Origin of the sequence: Streptomyces marokkonensis (assembly GCF_039539045.1) — a bacterium.
GTDB lineage: Bacteria > Actinomycetota > Actinomycetes > Streptomycetales > Streptomycetaceae > Streptomyces > Streptomyces marokkonensis.
The window spans coordinates 48225-65770 of sequence record NZ_BAABCQ010000014.1; the positions used below are offsets into that span (position 1 = coordinate 48225).

Sequence of the window (17546 nt, forward strand, 5' to 3'; positions counted from 1 at the left end):
GCGTCGAGGGAGGGGGCCCACGTGCTCATCGACACCTACGGCCGAGTGGCCACCGACCTGAGGGTCTCGCTCACCGACCGCTGCAACCTGCGCTGCACCTACTGCATGCCCGAAGAGGGCCTCCAGTGGCTGGCCAAGCCCGACCTGCTCACGGACGACGAGATCGTCCGCCTCATCGGCATCGCCGTCACCTCCCTCGGTATCGAGGAGGTCCGCTTCACCGGCGGCGAGCCCCTGCTGCGCCCCGGCCTGACCGGCATCGTCGAGCGCGTCGCCGCCCTGGAGCCGCGCCCCCAGATGTCCCTCACGACCAACGGCATCGGCCTGCGCCGCACGGCACCCGCCCTGAAGGCCGCGGGCCTGGACCGGGTCAACGTCTCGCTGGACACCCTGCGCCCGGACGTCTTCAAGACCCTCACCCGCAGGGACCGCCACAAGGACGTCCTGGAAGGCCTGGAAGCCGCCCGCGAGGCCGGGCTCACCCCGGTCAAGGTGAACTCGGTCCTGATGCCGGGCCTCAATGACGACGAGGCTCCCGACCTGCTGGCCTGGGCCGTCGAGCACGATTACGAGCTGCGCTTCATCGAGCAGATGCCGCTGGACGCCCAGCACGGCTGGAAGCGCGAGGGCATGGTCACCGCCGGTGACATCCTGGCCTCCCTGCGCACCCGTTTCGAGCTGACCGCCGAGGGTTCGGAGGAGCGCGGCTCGGCACCCGCCGAGCGCTGGCTCGTGGACGGCGGCCCACACCGCGTCGGCGTCATCGCCTCCGTCACCCGCCCGTTCTGCTCGGCCTGCGACCGCACCCGTCTGACCGCCGACGGCCAGGTGCGCACCTGCCTGTTCGCCACGGAGGAGACCGACCTGCGTGCCGCCCTGCGCTCCGACGCTCCCGACGAGGAGATCGCCCGCGTCTGGCGGCTGGCCATGTGGGGGAAGAAGGCGGGCGCGGGCCTCGACGACCCGACCTTCGTCCAGCCCGACCGGCCGATGTCGGCGATCGGAGGCTAGGCCTGCCCAGGGTCGTGAGGGCGGGCCTTCAGAGGCCTTCAGGGTCAGCTCCAGGCCTGCTCAGGGCCCGCCCGCGGCACGCCCTGGCTAGGAGCCCGGGCGGCACGCCCTGGCTAGGAGCCCGCGGGGGCCTCCCAGTCGGCCAGCGGGACCACGTCCTTCAGGAAGCCCCGCACCCCGAGGAACTGGGACAGATGCTCCCGGTGCTCGTCGCAGGCGATCCACGTCTTGCGGCGCTCCGGCGTGTGGATCTTCGGGTTGTTCCACGCCAGCACCCACTCGGCGGCGGTGCGGCAGCCCTTGGCGGAGCAGATCGCGCTCGTCTCGTCACTCACAGTTTCGTCCCACAACTACCGAATCAGAACTACCGAATTACAACTACCGAATCACGACTACCGAAAGACAACAGAACGACCACGCGACAACGCGGAGACGGCCCCGGAAAAAGGCGACGCCGAGCAGCCACGGGGGGAGCTGCCCGGCGTCGGTCCGTCGCTCCGACGGGGGATGCGGAGCGAGTACGAAGTATGTCACGGGTCACCCGTGGCCCGGCACCGGAACCACCCGATTCATCTGAGCACTTCTTCGACCTGGCGTGGAATCGACGGCCGCCTCGGCGTCGGTCTCGGCGCCCGCCCAGGGGTCACGCCCGGCCACGTGGCTCACCGGCCGGGCCCGGCGCCGGGTCGGCCCTGGCGTCCTCCGGAACGGGTTTCGCCGAACCGTCCTCAGCACGTGGCGGCATGATCATCGGGGCAGTCTGCGCCGCCACGAACGTCGACGGCAACGATGGCGCGTTCTCGCGCCCGGCGTTGGCGATCACGACCGCGACGTACGGCAGGGCCGCCCCGAGGACCAGGGCCACGATCGCGACGTGCCGTTCCACGTTCCACAGGCAGACCGCGAGGATCACCGACAGCGTACGGACCGACATCGAGATGATGTAGCGGCGCTGCCGCCCGCGCACGTCTTCCTGGAGACCCGTCCGGGCCCCGGTGATCCGGAACACCTCGGCGCTGCCGCCGGCACTCTGCTTCCGCATCTGGTTCCACCATCCGCCCGCATCGGACTTTCCCCGCCCGCTCCTGTCCGCGGCCGCTCGGGGACTCCGGTCCCGGACAACTCCCCACGTTACGCCGCGCCTGCGTCGCCTACGAGACCGGGGCACCCCCGATCCGCGCGCACGGCGTGCGCCGCGCCGCGTAGTCCGGTACCCCGTTCGGCCGTATCCGGCATGCGCCGTACGCGGTACGGCCGAACACTGGCGGTAATGCTCGCGTAGAGCCGTATGAGGAGGCAGTCATGGGCTGGTTGTGGGCGATCATCGTCGGATTCGTGCTCGGTCTGATCGCCAAGGCGATCATTCCCGGGAAGCAGCACAGCCCCCTGTGGCTGACCACCATCTTCGGCATGCTCGGCGCGATCGCCGGCAACGCGATCGCACGGGCGGCCGGCGTGGACGCGACCTCCGGCATCGACTGGTGGCGGCACGTCTTCCAGCTGGTGGCCGCGGTCGTCATCGTGGCCGTGGGCGACGCGATCTACATGGCGGTGCGGGGGAACAAGCGGCGCGAACGGGCTTGATGCCACGTACGACCACCCGTACGACGAAGGGGCGGCCTCCGGCAGCCGCACGGCACCGGAACCGCCCCTCGTACGCACGCTCGGGCGCGGGCAGTGCCGCGCTCAGGCGCTGGTGACCTCCACCGCCGCCAGGTTCTTCTTGCCGCGGCGCAACACCAGCCAGCGCCCGTGCAGCAGGTCCTTTGCGGCGGGGACCGCGTCCTCACCGGTGACCTTGGCGTTGTTCACGTAGGCGCCACCCTCCTTGACCGTGCGGCGCGCGGCGGACTTGCTGGCGACCAGGCCGACCTCGGCGAACAGGTCCACCACCGGACCCAGCTCGGCGACCCTGACGTGCGGCAGCTCGGAGAGGGCCGCGGCCAGCGTCCGGTCGTCCAGCTCCGTCAGGTCGCCCTGGCCGAAGAGGGCCTTGGACGCCGCGATCACGGCGGCCGTCTGATCGGCGCCGTGCACCAGTGTCGTGAGCTCCTCGGCCAGCGCACGCTGCGCGGCCCGGGCCTGCGGACGCTCCTCGGTCTGCCGCTCCAGCTCCTCCAGCTCCTCACGGGACCGGAAGGACAGGATGCGCATGTACTTCGAGATGTCCCGATCGTCCACGTTCAGCCAGAACTGGTAGAACGCGTACGGCGTGGTCATCTCCGGGTCGAGCCAGACGGCGCCGCCCTCGGTCTTGCCGAACTTGGTGCCGTCCGCCTTCGTCATCAGCGGCGTCGCGTAGGCGTGCGCGGTGGCGTCCGGCTCCAGCCGGTGCAGCAGGTCCAGGCCGGCCGTGAGGTTGCCCCACTGGTCACTGCCGCCCTGCTGCATCGTGCAGCCGTACCTCCGGTAGAGCTGGAGGAAGTCCATCGCCTGCAGGAGCTGGTAGCTGAACTCCGTGTAGCTGATGCCCTCGGAGGACTCCAGCCGCCGCGCGACGGAGTCCTTGGTCAGCATCTTGTTGACCCGGAAGTGCTTGCCGATGTCCCGCAGGAACTCGATCGCGGAGAGCCCCTCGGTCCAGTCGAGGTTGTTGACCATCACGGCCGCGTTCTCGCCCTCGAAGGACAGGAACGGCTCGATCTGGCCGCGCAGCCGGGCTACCCAGCCGGCGACGGTCTCCGGCGAGTTCAGCGTGCGCTCCGCGGTCGGGCGCGGGTCGCCGATCTGACCCGTGGCGCCACCGACCAGCGCCAGCGGCCGGTGACCGGCCTGCTGGAGCCGGCGCACGGTGAGCACCTGCACCAGGTGCCCCACGTGCAGGGACGGCGCGGTCGGGTCGAAACCGCAATAGAACGTGACGGGACCGTCCGCGAGCGCCTTGCGCAATGCGTTCTCGTCGGTGGACTGGGCGAACAGCCCGCGCCACTGCAGCTCGTCGACGATGTCCGTCACGGTTCTCGTGTCTCCTACGTGTTCACGCGTGCTGACGCGTGCTGATGACCTTCGGGCAGTCGGGTGACAGCCGACTACGAGGTTATACGCCCCGACCGACAGAGCTCATATCGAACAGAGCTCATATCGAAATCGGGGACGCTCAAATCGAAATCGGGGACGTGCGGCGCGGGCATCGCCGCCCTGGTGAACCAGTCGCCCCATTTCCCGGGCAGTGTCCTCTCCGCGCGCCCCGCCTCCGTGGCCCGGCCGGCAGCAGTGTCGCCGGGGCGACCTCGGCGGCCGTGCCGGACGGCTGACACCCGGACCGTTTCTGTAGGGACCCGACAGTCAGTCCCGTAAGCCACTGTGGGTGCCCGAGTCTTTGCGGACGTGTGGTGACCGATAGGTTTTCGAGGAAGCCGCCTGTCATCGCCGCCCGTCAACCGGGTGTTCGGGCGGCCACCAGACCGCTATTGAAAGGGTGATCCGTTGAGCCGCTCGGTTCTCGTCACCGGAGGCAACCGGGGCATCGGCCTCGCCATCGCCCGCGCCTTCGCCGACGCCGGCGACAAGGTCGCGATCACGTACCGCTCGGGTGAGCCGCCCGCCGCCCTGGCGGAGCTGGGCTGCCTGGCCGTCAAGTGCGACATCACCGACAGCGAGCAGGTGGAGCAGGCCTACAAGGAGATCGAGGAAGCACACGGTCCCGTCGAGGTCCTGGTCGCCAACGCGGGCATCAACAAGGACCAGCTCCTGATGCGCATGTCCGAGGAGGACTTCACCTCCGTCGTCGACACCAACCTCACCGGCACCTTCCGCGTCGTCAAGCGCGCCAACCGCGGCATGCTGCGGGCCAAGAAGGGCCGTGTCGTGCTCATCTCCTCGGTCGTCGGGCTCCTCGGCTCCGCGGGGCAGGCCAACTACGCCGCCTCCAAGGCGGGCCTGGTCGGCTTCGCGCGTTCCCTCGCCCGTGAGCTGGGCTCGCGCAACCTCACCTTCAACGTCGTCGCGCCGGGCTTCGTCGACACCGACATGACGCGGGAGCTCACCGAGGAGCAGCAGGCGAAGATCCTCGCGCAGGTGCCGCTCGGCCGGTACGCGCAGTCGGAGGAGATCGCCGCGACGGTGCGGTTCCTCGCCTCGGACGACGCCTCGTACATCACTGGAGCCGTCATCCCCGTTGACGGCGGACTGGGAATGGGTCACTGATCATCATGAGCGGAATTCTCGAGGGCAAGCGCGTCCTCATCACCGGTGTGCTGATGGAGTCCTCCATCGCCTTCCACACCGCCAAGCTGGCCCAGGAGCAGGGTGCCGAGATCATCCTGACCGCGTTCCCGCGGCCCACGCTGACCGAGCGCATCGCCAAGAAGCTGCCCAAGCCCACCAAGGTCATCGAGTTGGACGTCACCAACGACGAGCACCTCGGTCGCCTGGCCGACATCGTCGGCGAGGAGCTGGGCGGCCTCGACGGCGTCGTCCACTCCATCGGCTTCGCGCCGCAGGACGCGCTCGGCGGCAACTTCCTCAACACGCCGTTCGAGTCGGTCGCCACCGCCATGCACGTCTCGGCGTACTCCCTGAAGTCGCTGACCATGGCCTGCCTGCCGCTGATGCAGAACGGCGGCTCGGTCGTCGGCCTCACCTTCGACGCGCAGTACGCCTGGCCGCAGTACGACTGGATGGGCCCGGCCAAGGCCGCCCTGGAGGCCACCAGCCGCTACATGGCGCGTGACCTGGGCAAGCAGAACATCCGCTGCAACCTGATCTCCGCGGGCCCGATCGGTTCCATGGCCGCCAAGTCCATCCCGGGCTTCGCCGAGCTGGCTTCCGTGTGGGACAACCGCGCTCCGCTGGAGTGGGACCTGAAGGACCCGGAGCCGGCCGGCCGCGGTGTCGTCGCGCTGCTGAGCGACTGGTTCCCGAAGACCACGGGTGAGATCGTCCACGTCGACGGCGGTCTGCACGCCGTCGGCGCCTGACCGGCTGCTTCTCCGGGGGCCCGCATCCTTCACGGGTGCGGGCCTCCGGCATGTCACCCGTTCGGCCCAGTCGGCCGGGCGGTGGGAGGGCCTGCGGCACACGCTGGGGTACGAGTCCACCACGCGCTTTGCCTCCCCAGTTCCCCGCACGGCCGAGGGGGTCCCCTGTGCGTCTGCTCTCCCGCCTGGCCTCGGTGACCGCCGCCCTCGCCTGCGTGCTGGTCCTGCCGTCCCAAGCGGTGTCCCACGCGCGCGTGCCCGCCGGGGACACGGGCGACGCCGGGGACTCCGCGTCACAGGAGCCGTTCGGCGCCGAGTGCAGGGTCCGCGTCGACGGCTCCCGGGTGACCGCCCACTGCCACAACCCGTATCCGGGACCCGACCGGGTGCGCCTGCACATCGAGTGCGTCCGCTGGTGGGACCTCGACAGCGACGGTTCGGCGGTTTCGGCCGGGCCCGCGCAGACCGTACGTCTGGACGGACGCTGCTGGAAGGAGGTCCGGGCGGCGTGGGTCAGCCACCAGAGGGCGCACTGAAGCGGCCCGGGCGGCACAGGAACGGATAACCGGCGGCCTCCTGGGCGGCCGTCACCGCGTCCCCCGAGCGGATCGCGTCCACCAGCCGGGTGTGGTCCATGTGCGACTCCGGGGTGAGCTCGCTGCCGACGTCCACGCGCAGCCAGTCCCGCATCACCTCGCCCAGATCCGCGTACATCGCGGTCATCACGTCGTTGTGCGAGGCGGCCACGACGGCCAGGTGGAAGGTGGCGTCCGCCGTCACGAACGCCTCCGTGGCGCCCGACTCCCAGGCCTCCTCGCGGCGCACCAGCAGCGCGTCGAGCTGCTTGAGGTCCTTCTCCGTGCGCCGCTCGGCGGCGAGCCGGGCAGCGGCCGACTCGAGCGTGGAACGCAGCTCGGCGATGTGCCGGGGGTCGGCGTCGGAGAAGCGGCGCTGCATCACGCCCGCCAGCTCGCTGGTCGCCACGACGTACGTGCCGGAGCCCTGGCGGATGTCCAGCAGACCGTTGTGGGCCAGCGCGCGGACCGCCTCACGGACCGTGTTCCGGGCGACACCGAGCTGTTCGACCAGTTCGGGCTCCGTCGGGATGCGGGAGCCGACCGGCCACTCGCCCGAGGCGATCTGCTGGCGCAGCGCCGCGATGACCTGCTCGGACAGCGCGGAACGACGGGGATGGCTCAGGGGCATGGCTCACCTTCGCACGCGGGACCCGGCGGCGGGCAGCCACCGGGGAGAACACCGGATGGACAACCAATCATCCCATGATTCTATGATGGGTCTCATGGCTAGTGACGAAACCCGGACGGTGACTCGGACGGAGACCTCGAAGTCCGCGCCCCTCGGCCGCGAGGCGGCCGAACGTGACGCCCGAGTACCCGGCAGGACGCCCGGCCCGCCCGGCACGCGCGCGTGGACGACGTGGACGACCCGCCTGCTCCTCCTCGGCATCGTCCTGGCCGCGGCCAACCTGCGCCCCGCCATCACGAGCCTGGGCGCGCTCCTGGAAGAGGTCCGCGACGGGCTCGGCATGAGCGGCAGTGTGGCCGGACTGCTCACCTCCGTGCCCCCACTGTGCTTCGCCGTCTTCGGGGTCACCGCCCCGCGGCTGGCCCGCCGCTTCGGGCCCGGCGCGGTGGTCTGCGCGGGCATGGTCGCCATCACCGCCGGCCTGCTCATACGCCCGTACGCCGGCGGCACGGCGGGCTTCCTGGCCGCCACGGCCCTCGCGCTGATGGGCATCGCGGTCAGCAACGTGCTTATGCCGGTCATCGTCAAGCGCTTCTTCCCCGACCGCGTCGGCTCCATGACCGGCCTGTACTCGATGGCCCTGGCCTTCGGCACCTCGATCGCCGCCGCGGCGACCGTGCCCATGACGAACGCGCTGGGCGGGGACTGGCAGCCCGGCCTCGCGGTCTGGGCCGTCCTGGCGGTGGTGGCCGTCCTGCCGTGGATCCCCTTCGTACGCGACCGGAAGGCGCCGTCCGAGCCCTCGCCCGCCCGGAACGCCTCCAAGGACGCCGACGAGGCAGGCGACGAGATCGCAGAGAACCCCGCGGAGCCCGCGGCCGCGCGCCGTGCGGGCGGACCGGTGGCCCAGCCCGCCGAGCAGCCTCCACTGAGGATCACCCGCAGCCGTACGGCCTGGGCCCTCGCCGTCTTCTTCGGCCTCCAGGCCACCGCGGCCTACATCACGATGGGCTGGATGGCGCAGATCTTCCGGGACGCGGGTGTGTCCGCCGGCACCGCCGGGCTCCTGCTCGCCGTCATCATGGTGATGGGCGTGCCGCTCGCCTTCGTCATCCCGCGCGTGGCCACCCGCCTGCCCCACCAGGGCCCGATCGTGCTGGTGCTGGGCGTGTGCGGGCTCGCCGGATACGCCGGCCTGTACTTCGCCCCGGCCGGCGGTGCCTGGGCCTGGGCCCTGCTGCTCGGCGTCTCCAACTGCGCCTTCCCGCTCGCGCTGACCATGGTCGGGATGCGGGCCAGGACGGGCGCGGGCGTCGCCCAGCTGTCCGCCTTCGCGCAGAGCACCGGCTACCTGATCTCCATCCCGGGGCCGCTGCTGGTGGGCGTGCTCTACCAGCACAGCGGGGGCTGGGGCATGCCGATCGCGCTGATGAGTGCCCTGATGGTGCCGCAGATGCTGGTGGGCTTCCTGGCGGGACGCGACCGCACGGTGGAGGAGGAAGCGGCCCGCTGACCCCAGCAGCGGCCGGTGCGTCCCGGTCGGCGGCCGATCCGTCCCGGTCGGTGGTCTGCCCGTCCCGGTCGGTGGCCGGCCCGCCCCCAGGATGCGGCCCGCCTGCTCCGGTGCGGGCGACGGATGGGAGACTGGCGGTATGCCAGTCCTCGACCCGAACCCCCAGCACGGCCAGAAGAAGATGCTGTTCGTCTTCGGCGGCTTCCTCGCGATCTTCGTGATCATCGGCATCGTCGCGACGATCGCCTCACCGTGATCCCGCCCTCCTTCGCCCGATGGTGGGGTTGACCCCACCATCCCCTAGGGGGCGAGGGTCAGGGTCAAGTGGGTGGACTTCCGGATGGGTTGGGGCCCGCGGACTCCGTAGTTTCGAGATGTGCCCGCAGCACGGCAGGCGGGCCGCGGAGCACGGTCCAGGGACGCTCGAAGACCAGCGGAGGCACTCATGTCGGCCCCTACCCACACCCGGCCTCCCCGGACGACCCGGGGCGGTGTCGAGATCCGGCTGCCCTGGTGGGCCCTCGCCCTGCCCGTGCTCGCCTTCGTCGCGCTGCTCCTGCTGATACTGAATCCCGCCGAGGCCCACGCCACCGCCGGTGAACCCGCGATCGCCCACCTCCTGGAACGGGTGCAGCAGCTGACCGCCCGCTGATGCCGGACCGGCCCCCTCCGGGTGCGCTCAGAGCGGTGAACCCGCATGTCAACTCCCTGCGCCTCGTGGCCTGTTTCATGCGAAGCTGGATGCCATGAGCGTCGCAGAATCCCGCAGGATCATCCTTTTCCGGCATGCGAAAGCCGACTGGCCACAGGTGACCGACCACGAGCGGCCGCTCGCCGATCGGGGCCGCAAGGACGCCGCAGAGGCCGGACGCAGGCTGGCGGATACCGGCGTCCCCTTCGACCAGGCCCTGTGCTCCACGTCGGCCCGGACCCGCGAGACCTGGAAGCTCGCAGTCCAGGAGTTCCCGCAGCGACCGAAAACCGTCTATGAGGAGCGGATCTACGAGGCCTCACCCGGCGAGCTGATCGCCGTGCTCAACGAAACCCCCGACGACCTGCGGAACGTGCTCATGATCGGCCACAACCCGGGCATGGAGGCACTCGCCGAGATCCTGGCCGGCTCGGCCGAGGACGACGTCCGTGAGCGGATGGGCCGCCGTGGCTTCCCGACCGCGGCCTTCGCCGTCCTGACCTTCACGGGCTCCTGGAAGGACGTGGAGCCGGGCGTGGCCTCCCTGGTCGACTACTGGGCGCCGACCGACTGAATCGACCCCGCGGGACAAGGGCCGGGGCTGGGCACCCAGGCGGTCCGGGCCCCGGCCGTACGAGGCGGTCCGGGCCGGACCGTACGAGGCGCCTGGAGCGAGTGGGGCAGACCACCCGGTCGGGCGGGTGGGCCGGATCAGGTGGGTCAGATCCCCGGTCAGATCCCGTCGAGGGGCAGTCCGAGGCCATCGAGGAGACCCTCGTCCAGCGTGTCCGCAGCCTCGACCTCTTCCCGGGTGATGCCGAGCAGGTACAGCACCGTGTCCAGGAAGGGCACGTTCACCGCCGTGTGCGCCGCCTCGCGCACCACCGGTTTGGCGTTGAAGGCGACGCCGAGCCCGGCCGCGTTCAGCATGTCCAGATCGTTGGCCCCGTCCCCGATCGCCACGGTCTGCGCCAGCGGTACGCCGGCCTCGGCGGCGAACCGGCGCAGCAGCCGCGCCTTGCCCGCCCGGTCCACGATCTCCCCGGTGACCCGGCCCGTCAGTCTGCCGTCGACGATCTCCAGCGTGTTGGCCTGGGCGAAGTCCAGTCCCAACCGCTCCTTCAGATCGTCGGTGACCTGCGTGAAGCCGCCGGAGACGACCCCCACCTGGTAGCCGAGCCGCTTCAGCGTACGGATCAGGGTGCGGGCACCCGGTGTCAGCCGCACCTCGCTGCGCACCTTGTCCACCACCGAGGCGTCCAGCCCCGCCAGCAGCGCCACGCGCGCGTGCAGTGACTGCTCGAAGTCCAGTTCCCCGCGCATCGCGGCCGCCGTCACCTCGGCGACCTTGTCCTCGCAACCGGCGTGCGCGGCGAACAGTTCGATGACCTCGTCCTGGATCAGCGTCGAGTCCACGTCCATCACGACCAGGCGCTGCGCCCGCCGGTGCAGTCCCGCCGAAACGACCGCGACGTCCACACCGAGCGCCGCGGCCTCGGTGGCCAGCGCGGTGCGCAGCGGCTCGGTCTGAACACCGGACACCGCGAATTCGACGGCGGTCACCGGGTACTTGGCCAGCCGGAAGATACGGTCGATGTTGCTGCCGGACTCGGTTATCCGGGCCGCTATGGCGGCCGTCGCCTCCGCGGTGAGCGGGTGTCCGAGCACCGTGACCAGGGAGCGGCCGAGACCGCGCGGACGGTTGTCGCCGATACCGGAGATGATCTCCGCCTGCAGCTTCAGCGACTCCGCCCAGCTGTGGACGGTGGCCCTCAGACCGCCCTCCAGACCCTGGGGCGGCTCGGTCACGAGCGCGCACAACACGATCCGGCCACGGGTGACGACCTGCTCGATGTCGACCACGTCGACGGAGTAGGCGGCGAGGGTGTCGAACAGGCCGGCCGTGATGCCCGGTCGGTCCTTGCCGAAGATCTTGACGAGAAGCGTGGGAACGTCAGAGGTCTGCGAAGCGCTCATGGTGCTCCAACCGTATCCGGCACCCGGTGCCTCCCGCCCCCGAGGTCCGCCTGACGGACAGGAGCGTGGGAGCGGACCCGGTGGGGACGGCCACCGGTTGTGGCCGTTCACCGGACCGCGGAAGGCCGCGCGGAAGGCCGTGGAAGGCCGCCGAGGCCGCCGAGGCCGCGGAGAACGCGGAGACTGCGGAGACTGCGGAGACTGCGGAGGCGCGCAGGACGGTGATTCCAGCCGTCCGGCGGCCCCGTTGTGGGAACCACGTTCGGCGGCCATGGCTCGCCCGCTCGGATCCGGTTTCCTCACTGCCCGTCCCCGGGCCGTCGCGGTGGTGCCGGAGGCGGGGGAGGAGGGGGCGGGGGAGGCGGGGGCACCGGCCCCTCGCCCCACCGGGACGGCGGTCGACCTCCGGGCCGTTCCCCGCGGCGCGGAGGCCGCTGCGGTGTTCCCGGCCGCGGCCTCAACGGCCCGGCCACCGTGGGAGCGCCGTACACGTCGTCGCTTGATTGCTGTTCGTCGCTACAGGGCCGCTGCCCCGTGCTCTCGGGTCGCCGGCCCTCGCCCCCCTGTCCCTGCCCCGTACCGCCGGGCGGCCGGGTCCCGGGAGCGGGCCGCCCGGCACCCGGCGCATGCCCCAGGTCGGACGGCGGACGCGTACACGACCCGGCAGGCCACGCGTCCTCGGGCTCCTCCGCCCCCGCGCTAGGCCCTTCCCGCGGTCGCAGGTACGGATTGCTGCCCGGGTCGGGCGGCCGGTGTGGCGCCCCCGGCCGGTACGGTCCCGAGGACGGTGACCCCGCGTAAGCCGTAGCGCCACCGCCACCGCCACCGCCACCGCCACCGCCACCGCCTGCGCCACCGCCGTCCGCGCCACTCGCTCCCGCCGTCCCGGCACCCCGTGCCAACGCCGTAGCCCGCGACCCCGCCGCCCCGCTCGCCCATGCCAGCAACGCCCCCACGGCCCCCGCCCCCGCGCCCCACCCGGCACCCAGCAGCAGGGCCGTACCGAGGTGCCCGCGCAGGTCGACGCCCGCGCCGAAGGCGTCGACGCCGAGCACCGACAGCGAGGCGTCCACGGACACCTCCGTCAGCCGGGCCAGCGACGGCAGCGTCAGCGCGGTCAGGGCACCCAGCCGCACGGCGCACCGCCCGACGAAAGCCACGAAGCGTGCCTCGTCCCGCGCCACAGGTGTCCGTACCGCCGTCAGTACCCCGGCCAGCAGCATCATCAGGACCGCCGCCACTCCCAGCAGCCACACCCGTTCGTCCAGCTCCGCCAACCGCCCGAGGGTGACCGGCTGCTCGGTGCCGGCGCCGAGCAACTCGTCCAGCGGAGCCGGGAGAGCCCGGACCAGCTCACCGGTGGCACGCCCGTCCCACGGCACGAACAGGCCGATCGGAACGCCGAGCCACACCCCGTTCGGTGCGCCCAGCAGCGCGGCCCCCGCGATCCGCCGGGGATGGTCGTCGCCGACCGCCGCGTAGGCCGCCGCCGCGAAGCCCGCCACCACCGCCGTCAGCGCCACCGTGACCAGGGCGGACACGGCCGGCCGTACCACCCGGTGCACGACCCCGCACCCGCGCGGCAGGGGAGCGCGGCGCGAGGCCAGCAGTGCGATCAGCAGGACTCCGGCGGACCAGACCAGGCCGCCCAGCAGCGTCGGCGCGGTGTCGACGGAGAAGCCGACGGCCGCCTCGGCGTCCACGAGGTCACCGATCCGGTCGGGCAGCAGTCCGCCGATGTCGCCCAGGTCACCGAGTCCCGGAATCTCGATGCCACCGCCACCGCCACCGCCACCGCCACCATCACCCCCGCCGGGCAGGTCGTCGAGTCCGAGCGAGCCGCCGTCGATCGTGATGACGTCGTGACCCGCCCAGGCCAGTCCGCCCATCATCCCCACGAACAGGGCGATCACCGCCCCCGCGCGCGCGAGGAGTTCCGCGGGCGCGACCACGACCCCGGCCGCCCGCAGGGACCGGAGGAAGAAGAACGACAGAAGCAGCGCACCGACCAGCCCCACGCCCAGTGGCGTGAATTCGATGGCCGTGTGGGCCTGGGCCCCCTTCAGCCCGAACGCGGACACATCGCCGGCCGGTGTGACCGAACCGCCGGCTCCGAGCGCCACGACCGCCGCGGTCATCGGGCCCAGCGAGCCCGCCGCGTCCGCGTCCAGCAGCCGCAGACCGAGCGCGGCCGTTCCCGCCATGCCGATCAGCGCCCAGCTCACCGAGGCGATCGCGGACAGCAGGACATCTCCCCACGGCACTTTGGTGCCGTACCCCTTGGCCTCGCCGCTCGTGGACACGCTCATGGCAGACCCCCCGATCCGCTGCGCGGCCGAGTTGCCGCGCATGTCCCCCTCGCGTGGAATACCACTGTCCGGGCAGGTTTCAACCCCGTCAACGGGAACGACCGACGGGCGCCCGCGCAGTTTTCACAAGGCCCGACTTTCGGTCAGGGGGCCGAGCCTGAAATAGTTCCCCCCGATGTTCGACATCCCTAGACTCCCCGCGACGGGGGCAAATCGGGGGACAACTCAGTGGGGCATGGAGTGCCGGAACTCGTACTGGAATCCAATGGACAGACCTGGACGCTCGATCCGTCCCGGTCATACGCGCTCGGACGCGATCCGCAGGGGGAGCTTGTCTTCGACGACGCCAGGGTCTCCTGGCGGCATGCCACGATCCGTTTCGACGGCCGCAGTTGGGTCGTCGAGGATCACGGCAGTACCAACGGCACGTTCGTGCACGGGCAGCGCATCCAGCAGATGGAGCTCGGCGCCGGCACGGTGGTGAACCTGGGCAACGCGACCGACGGACCGCGTCTGAGCCTGACCGGCGCCCAGGCCGCCGCCGGCACGCCGCAGGCCCAGCCACAGCAGCCGTACGCCGCTCAGGGCGCGAACGCGGGCTGGGCCCAGCAGGCGCCGGCACAGGAGCCGCCGCAGCAGGCCGTGAAGCAACAGGCGGCCCCGCAGCAGCAGCCCCCGCAGCACGGGCAGCAGCAGGCCGGCTGGCAGCAACAGCAACAGCAACAGCAGCAGCAGCGGCAACAGCAAGCCGCACCGCACTTCCCCCAGCAGCAGGGGCCCGGCGGCGCGGCGGGGGCGCCGCCGGCCCACGGGGACCGCAGTCCGACGACGTTCCACCAGTTCTCGCTCGGCCGCGTGATGCGCATCGGCCGTGCCCTGGAGAACGACCTGGTCGTGTCCGACCTGCAGGTCTCCCGCAACCACGCGGAGTTCCACTCGACGCCCGACGGGCGCATGGAGATCCGCGACCTGGGCTCGCACAACGGCACGTACGTCAACGGTCAGCCGATCGCCAAGGGCGGCTCCCAGCTGCTCGGCCCGACCGACATCGTGGGCGTCGGCCACTCGACGTTCCAGATCGTCGGGGACCGCCTCGAGGAGTTCGTCGACACCGGTGAGGTGTCCTTCTCCGCCCGCCACCTGACCGTCACGGTCGACGGCGGCAAGCAGATCCTCAAGGACGTCTCCTTCGGCGTGCCCGAGAAGTCGCTGATCGCGGTCATCGGCCCGTCCGGCTCCGGCAAGTCGACCCTGCTCAAGGCACTCACCGGATACCGGCCCGCCGACCAGGGCGAGGTCCTCTACGACAACCGGAACCTGTACAAGCAGTTCGCCGAGCTGCGTCAGCGCATCGGTCTGGTCCCGCAGGACGACATCCTGCACAAGGAGCTGACCGTCAAGAAGGCGCTCAAGTACGCGGCCAAGCTCCGTTTCCCGGCCGACACCACGGGCGCCGAGCGCGACGCCCGGATAGACGAGGTGCTGCGCGAGCTCAAGCTGGACATCCACAAGGACAAGAAGGTCACCTCCTTGTCCGGTGGCCAGCGCAAGCGTGTCTCCGTCGCGCTGGAGCTGCTCACCAAGCCGTCGCTGATCTTCCTGGACGAGCCGACCTCCGGTCTCGACCCGGGCATGGACCGCGACGTCATGCAGCTGCTGCGCGGCCTCGCCGACGACGGCCGCACCGTCCTCGTCGTCACCCACTCGGTGGCCGAGCTGGCGATCTGCGACAAGCTGCTGGTGATGGCGCCGGGCGGTTCGGTGGCCTACTTCGGCCCGCCGGAGGAGGCGCTGAACTTCTTCGGCTACGACACCTGGGCCGACGTCTTCTCCGCCTTCGAGAACTATCGCGACTACGACTGGGCGGGCCGCTGGAAGGGCTCGCAGCACTACCAGATGTACGCCGCTGACATCGACGCCGTCGCGCCGCAGTCCGTACAGGTGCCGACGATGCAGGCGATGAAGCCGCCGAAGCCGCAGGGCTGGACGTCCCAGTTCGTCACGCTGGTGCGGCGCTACACCTCGGTGATCGTCTCCGACAAGGGCTTCCTCGCCCTGATGGTGATCCTGCCGGCCGTGCTGGGCGCGGTGAGCCTGCTGATCGACGCCGACAAGGGCCTGCTGCCCAACGCGCCCAACGCGGCGGGCCGGGTCGTCCCGAACGGCACGGCGACCACGGTCCTGCTGATCCTCGCGGTCGGCGCCTGCTTCGCCGGCGCCGCGAACTCGGTCCGTGAGCTGATCAAGGAACGGGTCATCTACGAGCGGGAACGCGCGACCGGCCTGTCCCGGTCCGCGTATCTGATGTCGAAGGTCTTCGTGCTCGGCCTGATCACCGTGCTGCAGGGCCTGCTGGTCGGCATCATCGGCTTCGCCACCCGGGAGATTCCGGAGGAGGGGCTGGTCCTCGGCGGGCTGACGCTCGTCGAGCTGTCCCTGCCGATCATGGGGCTGGGCTTCACCTCGATGATGTTCGGCCTGATCATCTCCTCGCTGGTGAAGACCGCCGAGAAGACCATGCCGCTGCTGGTCATGTTCGCGATCATCCAGGTCGTCTTCACCGGCTGCCTCTTCGCCCTGAACGAGGCGGTCGGCGTCAACCAGTTCTCGTACCTGATGCCGTCGCGCTGGGCGGTCGCCGCGGCCGGCGCCACGCTGGACCTCAACAAGGTCGCTCCGCCGGAGAAGGGCGCCGAGGTGGATCCGCTGTGGGAGCACACCGTCGGTGCCTGGGGTCTGAACATGGCGGCGCTGATCGTTCTCGGAGTGATCTGCGGTTTCTTCGTGGCGCGTTTCCTGCGCCGCCACGAGCCTGAGGTCATGCGCAAGTAACCCGCGGGCGAGAGGCTCCGAAGGCTGGCACCCCGTCAGGAGGGTGCCGCCCTTCGGCGTTCGGTTCGAGCCGGCGTGAAGAGGTCCGCGCCGACCTCAGTACGCGCTGTCGACGTTGTCCATGGTGCCGTACTTGTCCGCGGCGTAGTTGCAGGCGGCGGCGATGTTGGCGACCGGGTCGTAGATGTTCTTGGAGGTACCCGGCACGTGGTAGGCCTCGAACGTCGGCGGGATCACCTGGAGCAGGCCCTTGGACGGGATGCCGTTGATGGCGTTGATGTCCCAGTCGTTGATGGCCTTCGGGTTGCCGGAGGACTCGCGGATGATGTTGCGGTGGATGCCTTCGTAGGTACCCGGGATGTCGTGCTTCTTCATGATGTCCCGGGCCTCGCGGATCCAGCCGTCGAGGTTGTCGGCGTAGCTCTTCTTCGGGGACTGCTTGGCCTCGGCGCGCTCGGCGGACCGGCTCGTGCTCTCCTTGGCCGTGCGCTTCTCCGCCGCCTTCTCGGCAGCGGCCTTCTTCGGGGAGGTGGCCGTGGTGGCCGCCTCCTGCTTCGCCTCGATGGAGGCGACCTTCTGGCTGGCACCGGCGAGCTGGCCGGTGACACCGGCGTGCACGTCCTGGATCTGCTCGGTGCTGTACGCCACCTTGGCCGTCGGAGCGGCCTCGCTCGTGGTCGTCTGACCGCTGGCCGGGACCGCGGTGAGCGCGACGGCGGCGGCGCCGAGCGTGCCGACACCGGCGACCGCGATCTTGTGCTTGCGGTTCAGGGGAAGACTGCGACCACGGGTGAAGATGTTCTTGGGCATGGCGGGATAGACCTCTTCGAATAGCGCGGAGGTCGCTCTCGTCCGGTGGGGACAGTTGGTGCTTCCGGCACAAACGCCGCGGGACGAGGCCCGCCGCGTTGAGCGACGAGAGCAATTCTTAGCGGCCGCAAAATTCGGAGGCAAAGGTGTGACGTACGATCCGGGGTAGTGGATCAGGGTCGGGTAAAACGGGGCAGTCTGGACTGTCGGCCCGGTCAAAACGGACGAGTCTCTCTCCTACCCCCCTTCGTACGTGACGTGGACCCTATGTGCGGGCT

Annotated in this window: 17 protein-coding genes; 10 read left to right on the forward strand and 7 right to left on the reverse strand. The window is 70.8% G+C overall.

Features of this window, described 5'->3' with window-relative positions; genetic code table 11:
• Nucleotides 1-21: 21 nt before the first annotated feature.
• A complete protein-coding gene (gene moaA / locus ABEA26_RS05540) occupies nt 22-1011 on the forward strand; it encodes a GTP 3',8-cyclase MoaA (protein ID WP_279566116.1) in 990 nt (329 codons plus the stop codon).
• Nucleotides 1012-1124: 113 nt separating this feature from the next.
• On the opposite strand, the gene ABEA26_RS05545 is transcribed toward moaA, so the two are convergent.
• Nucleotides 1125-1346 (reverse strand): hypothetical protein, encoded by a 222-nt coding sequence (locus ABEA26_RS05545; protein ID WP_345589746.1) that lies wholly within the window; start codon nt 1344-1346, stop codon nt 1125-1127.
• 308 nt (nt 1347-1654) lie between these two features.
• Nucleotides 1655-2053 (reverse strand): DUF3099 domain-containing protein, encoded by a 399-nt coding sequence (locus tag ABEA26_RS05550; RefSeq protein ID WP_345589748.1) that lies wholly within the window; start codon nt 2051-2053, stop codon nt 1655-1657.
• Nucleotides 2054-2313: 260 nt separating this feature from the next.
• Between ABEA26_RS05550 and ABEA26_RS05555 the strand changes: the two genes are divergently transcribed.
• On the forward strand, nt 2314-2595 hold the full coding sequence (locus ABEA26_RS05555) for a GlsB/YeaQ/YmgE family stress response membrane protein (RefSeq protein WP_345589749.1): 282 nt from the start codon (nt 2314-2316) through the stop codon (nt 2593-2595).
• 102 nt (nt 2596-2697) lie between these two features.
• Here ABEA26_RS05555 and tyrS read toward each other — a convergent pair whose 3' ends face one another.
• Complete coding sequence (tyrS, locus tag ABEA26_RS05560; protein WP_345589751.1) at nt 2698-3966, reverse strand: tyrosine--tRNA ligase; 1269 nt, start codon at nt 3964-3966, stop codon at nt 2698-2700.
• 471 nt (nt 3967-4437) lie between these two features.
• Here tyrS and fabG point away from each other — a divergent pair, with 471 nt between their 5' ends.
• From fabG to ABEA26_RS05575, 3 genes are all read left to right on the forward strand, one after another.
• Complete coding sequence (gene fabG / locus ABEA26_RS05565) at nt 4438-5157, forward strand: 3-oxoacyl-[acyl-carrier-protein] reductase (protein WP_345589752.1); 720 nt, start codon at nt 4438-4440, stop codon at nt 5155-5157.
• A 5-nt stretch (nt 5158-5162) separates the two neighbouring features.
• Complete coding sequence (gene fabI / locus ABEA26_RS05570; RefSeq protein WP_279566108.1) at nt 5163-5930, forward strand: enoyl-ACP reductase FabI; 768 nt, start codon at nt 5163-5165, stop codon at nt 5928-5930.
• Nucleotides 5931-6097: 167 nt separating this feature from the next.
• Nucleotides 6098-6466, forward strand: a complete 369-nt coding sequence (locus ABEA26_RS05575) for a hypothetical protein (RefSeq protein ID WP_345589753.1) — start codon at nt 6098-6100, stop codon at nt 6464-6466.
• On the opposite strand, the gene ABEA26_RS05580 is transcribed toward ABEA26_RS05575, so the two are convergent.
• Complete coding sequence (locus ABEA26_RS05580; RefSeq protein ID WP_345589754.1) at nt 6444-7136, reverse strand: FadR/GntR family transcriptional regulator; 693 nt, start codon at nt 7134-7136, stop codon at nt 6444-6446. The two genes, ABEA26_RS05575 and ABEA26_RS05580, sit on opposite strands and share 23 nt — an antisense overlap.
• A gap of 85 nt (nt 7137-7221) precedes the next feature.
• Between ABEA26_RS05580 and ABEA26_RS05585 the strand changes: the two genes are divergently transcribed.
• The 4 genes from ABEA26_RS05585 (at nt 7222) to ABEA26_RS05600 (ending at nt 9914) form a co-directional block, all read left to right on the forward strand.
• Entirely contained in the window at nt 7222-8649 is a 1428-nt protein-coding gene (locus ABEA26_RS05585; RefSeq protein WP_425587789.1) for a CynX/NimT family MFS transporter, read from the forward strand.
• A 139-nt stretch (nt 8650-8788) separates the two neighbouring features.
• A complete protein-coding gene (locus ABEA26_RS05590) occupies nt 8789-8905 on the forward strand; it encodes an SGM_5486 family transporter-associated protein (protein WP_345589758.1) in 117 nt (38 codons plus the stop codon).
• 189 nt (nt 8906-9094) lie between these two features.
• Nucleotides 9095-9301 (forward strand): hypothetical protein, encoded by a 207-nt coding sequence (locus ABEA26_RS05595; RefSeq protein WP_345589760.1) that lies wholly within the window; start codon nt 9095-9097, stop codon nt 9299-9301.
• 94 nt (nt 9302-9395) lie between these two features.
• Entirely contained in the window at nt 9396-9914 is a 519-nt protein-coding gene (locus ABEA26_RS05600) for a SixA phosphatase family protein (RefSeq protein WP_345589761.1), read from the forward strand.
• Between the two features lie 158 nt (nt 9915-10072).
• Here the strand turns inward: ABEA26_RS05600 and serB are convergent, their stop codons facing one another.
• Nucleotides 10073-11317 carry a phosphoserine phosphatase SerB gene (gene serB / locus ABEA26_RS05605; RefSeq protein ID WP_345589763.1) on the reverse strand — a complete coding sequence of 415 codons (1245 nt, stop codon included), beginning with the start codon at nt 11315-11317 and terminating at the stop codon, nt 10073-10075.
• A 299-nt stretch (nt 11318-11616) separates the two neighbouring features.
• Entirely contained in the window at nt 11617-13626 is a 2010-nt protein-coding gene (locus tag ABEA26_RS05610; RefSeq protein ID WP_345589765.1) for a streptophobe family protein, read from the reverse strand.
• 240 nt (nt 13627-13866) lie between these two features.
• Between ABEA26_RS05610 and ABEA26_RS05615 the strand changes: the two genes are divergently transcribed.
• Nucleotides 13867-16458 carry an FHA domain-containing protein gene (locus tag ABEA26_RS05615; protein ID WP_345589767.1) on the forward strand — a complete coding sequence of 864 codons (2592 nt, stop codon included), beginning with the start codon at nt 13867-13869 and terminating at the stop codon, nt 16456-16458.
• Nucleotides 16459-16554: 96 nt separating this feature from the next.
• On the opposite strand, the gene ABEA26_RS05620 is transcribed toward ABEA26_RS05615, so the two are convergent.
• Entirely contained in the window at nt 16555-17268 is a 714-nt protein-coding gene (locus ABEA26_RS05620) for a transglycosylase SLT domain-containing protein (RefSeq protein ID WP_345589770.1), read from the reverse strand.
• Nucleotides 17269-17546: the final 278 nt, after the last annotated feature.

What these genes read in the sequence shown, in the direction of transcription:
- ABEA26_RS05550 (WP_345589748.1), bottom strand. Translation starts at nt 2,053, where the DNA reads ATGCGGAAGCAGAGTGCCGGCGGCAGCGCCGAGGTGTTCCGGATCACC.
- ABEA26_RS05620 (WP_345589770.1), bottom strand. Translation starts at nt 17,268, where the DNA reads ATGCCCAAGAACATCTTCACCCGTGGTCGCAGTCTTCCCCTGAACCGC.
- fabI (WP_279566108.1), top strand. Translation starts at nt 5,163, where the DNA reads ATGAGCGGAATTCTCGAGGGCAAGCGCGTCCTCATCACCGGTGTGCTG.
- serB (WP_345589763.1), bottom strand. Translation starts at nt 11,317, where the DNA reads ATGAGCGCTTCGCAGACCTCTGACGTTCCCACGCTTCTCGTCAAGATC.
- ABEA26_RS05610 (WP_345589765.1), bottom strand. Translation starts at nt 13,626, where the DNA reads ATGAGCGTGTCCACGAGCGGCGAGGCCAAGGGGTACGGCACCAAAGTG.
- ABEA26_RS05600 (WP_345589761.1), top strand. Translation starts at nt 9,396, where the DNA reads ATGAGCGTCGCAGAATCCCGCAGGATCATCCTTTTCCGGCATGCGAAA.
- ABEA26_RS05555 (WP_345589749.1), top strand. Translation starts at nt 2,314, where the DNA reads ATGGGCTGGTTGTGGGCGATCATCGTCGGATTCGTGCTCGGTCTGATC.
- ABEA26_RS05585 (WP_425587789.1), top strand. Translation starts at nt 7,222, where the DNA reads ATGGGTCTCATGGCTAGTGACGAAACCCGGACGGTGACTCGGACGGAG.
- ABEA26_RS05580 (WP_345589754.1), bottom strand. Translation starts at nt 7,136, where the DNA reads ATGCCCCTGAGCCATCCCCGTCGTTCCGCGCTGTCCGAGCAGGTCATC.
- ABEA26_RS05595 (WP_345589760.1), top strand. Translation starts at nt 9,095, where the DNA reads ATGTCGGCCCCTACCCACACCCGGCCTCCCCGGACGACCCGGGGCGGT.
- ABEA26_RS05590 (WP_345589758.1), top strand. Translation starts at nt 8,789, where the DNA reads ATGCCAGTCCTCGACCCGAACCCCCAGCACGGCCAGAAGAAGATGCTG.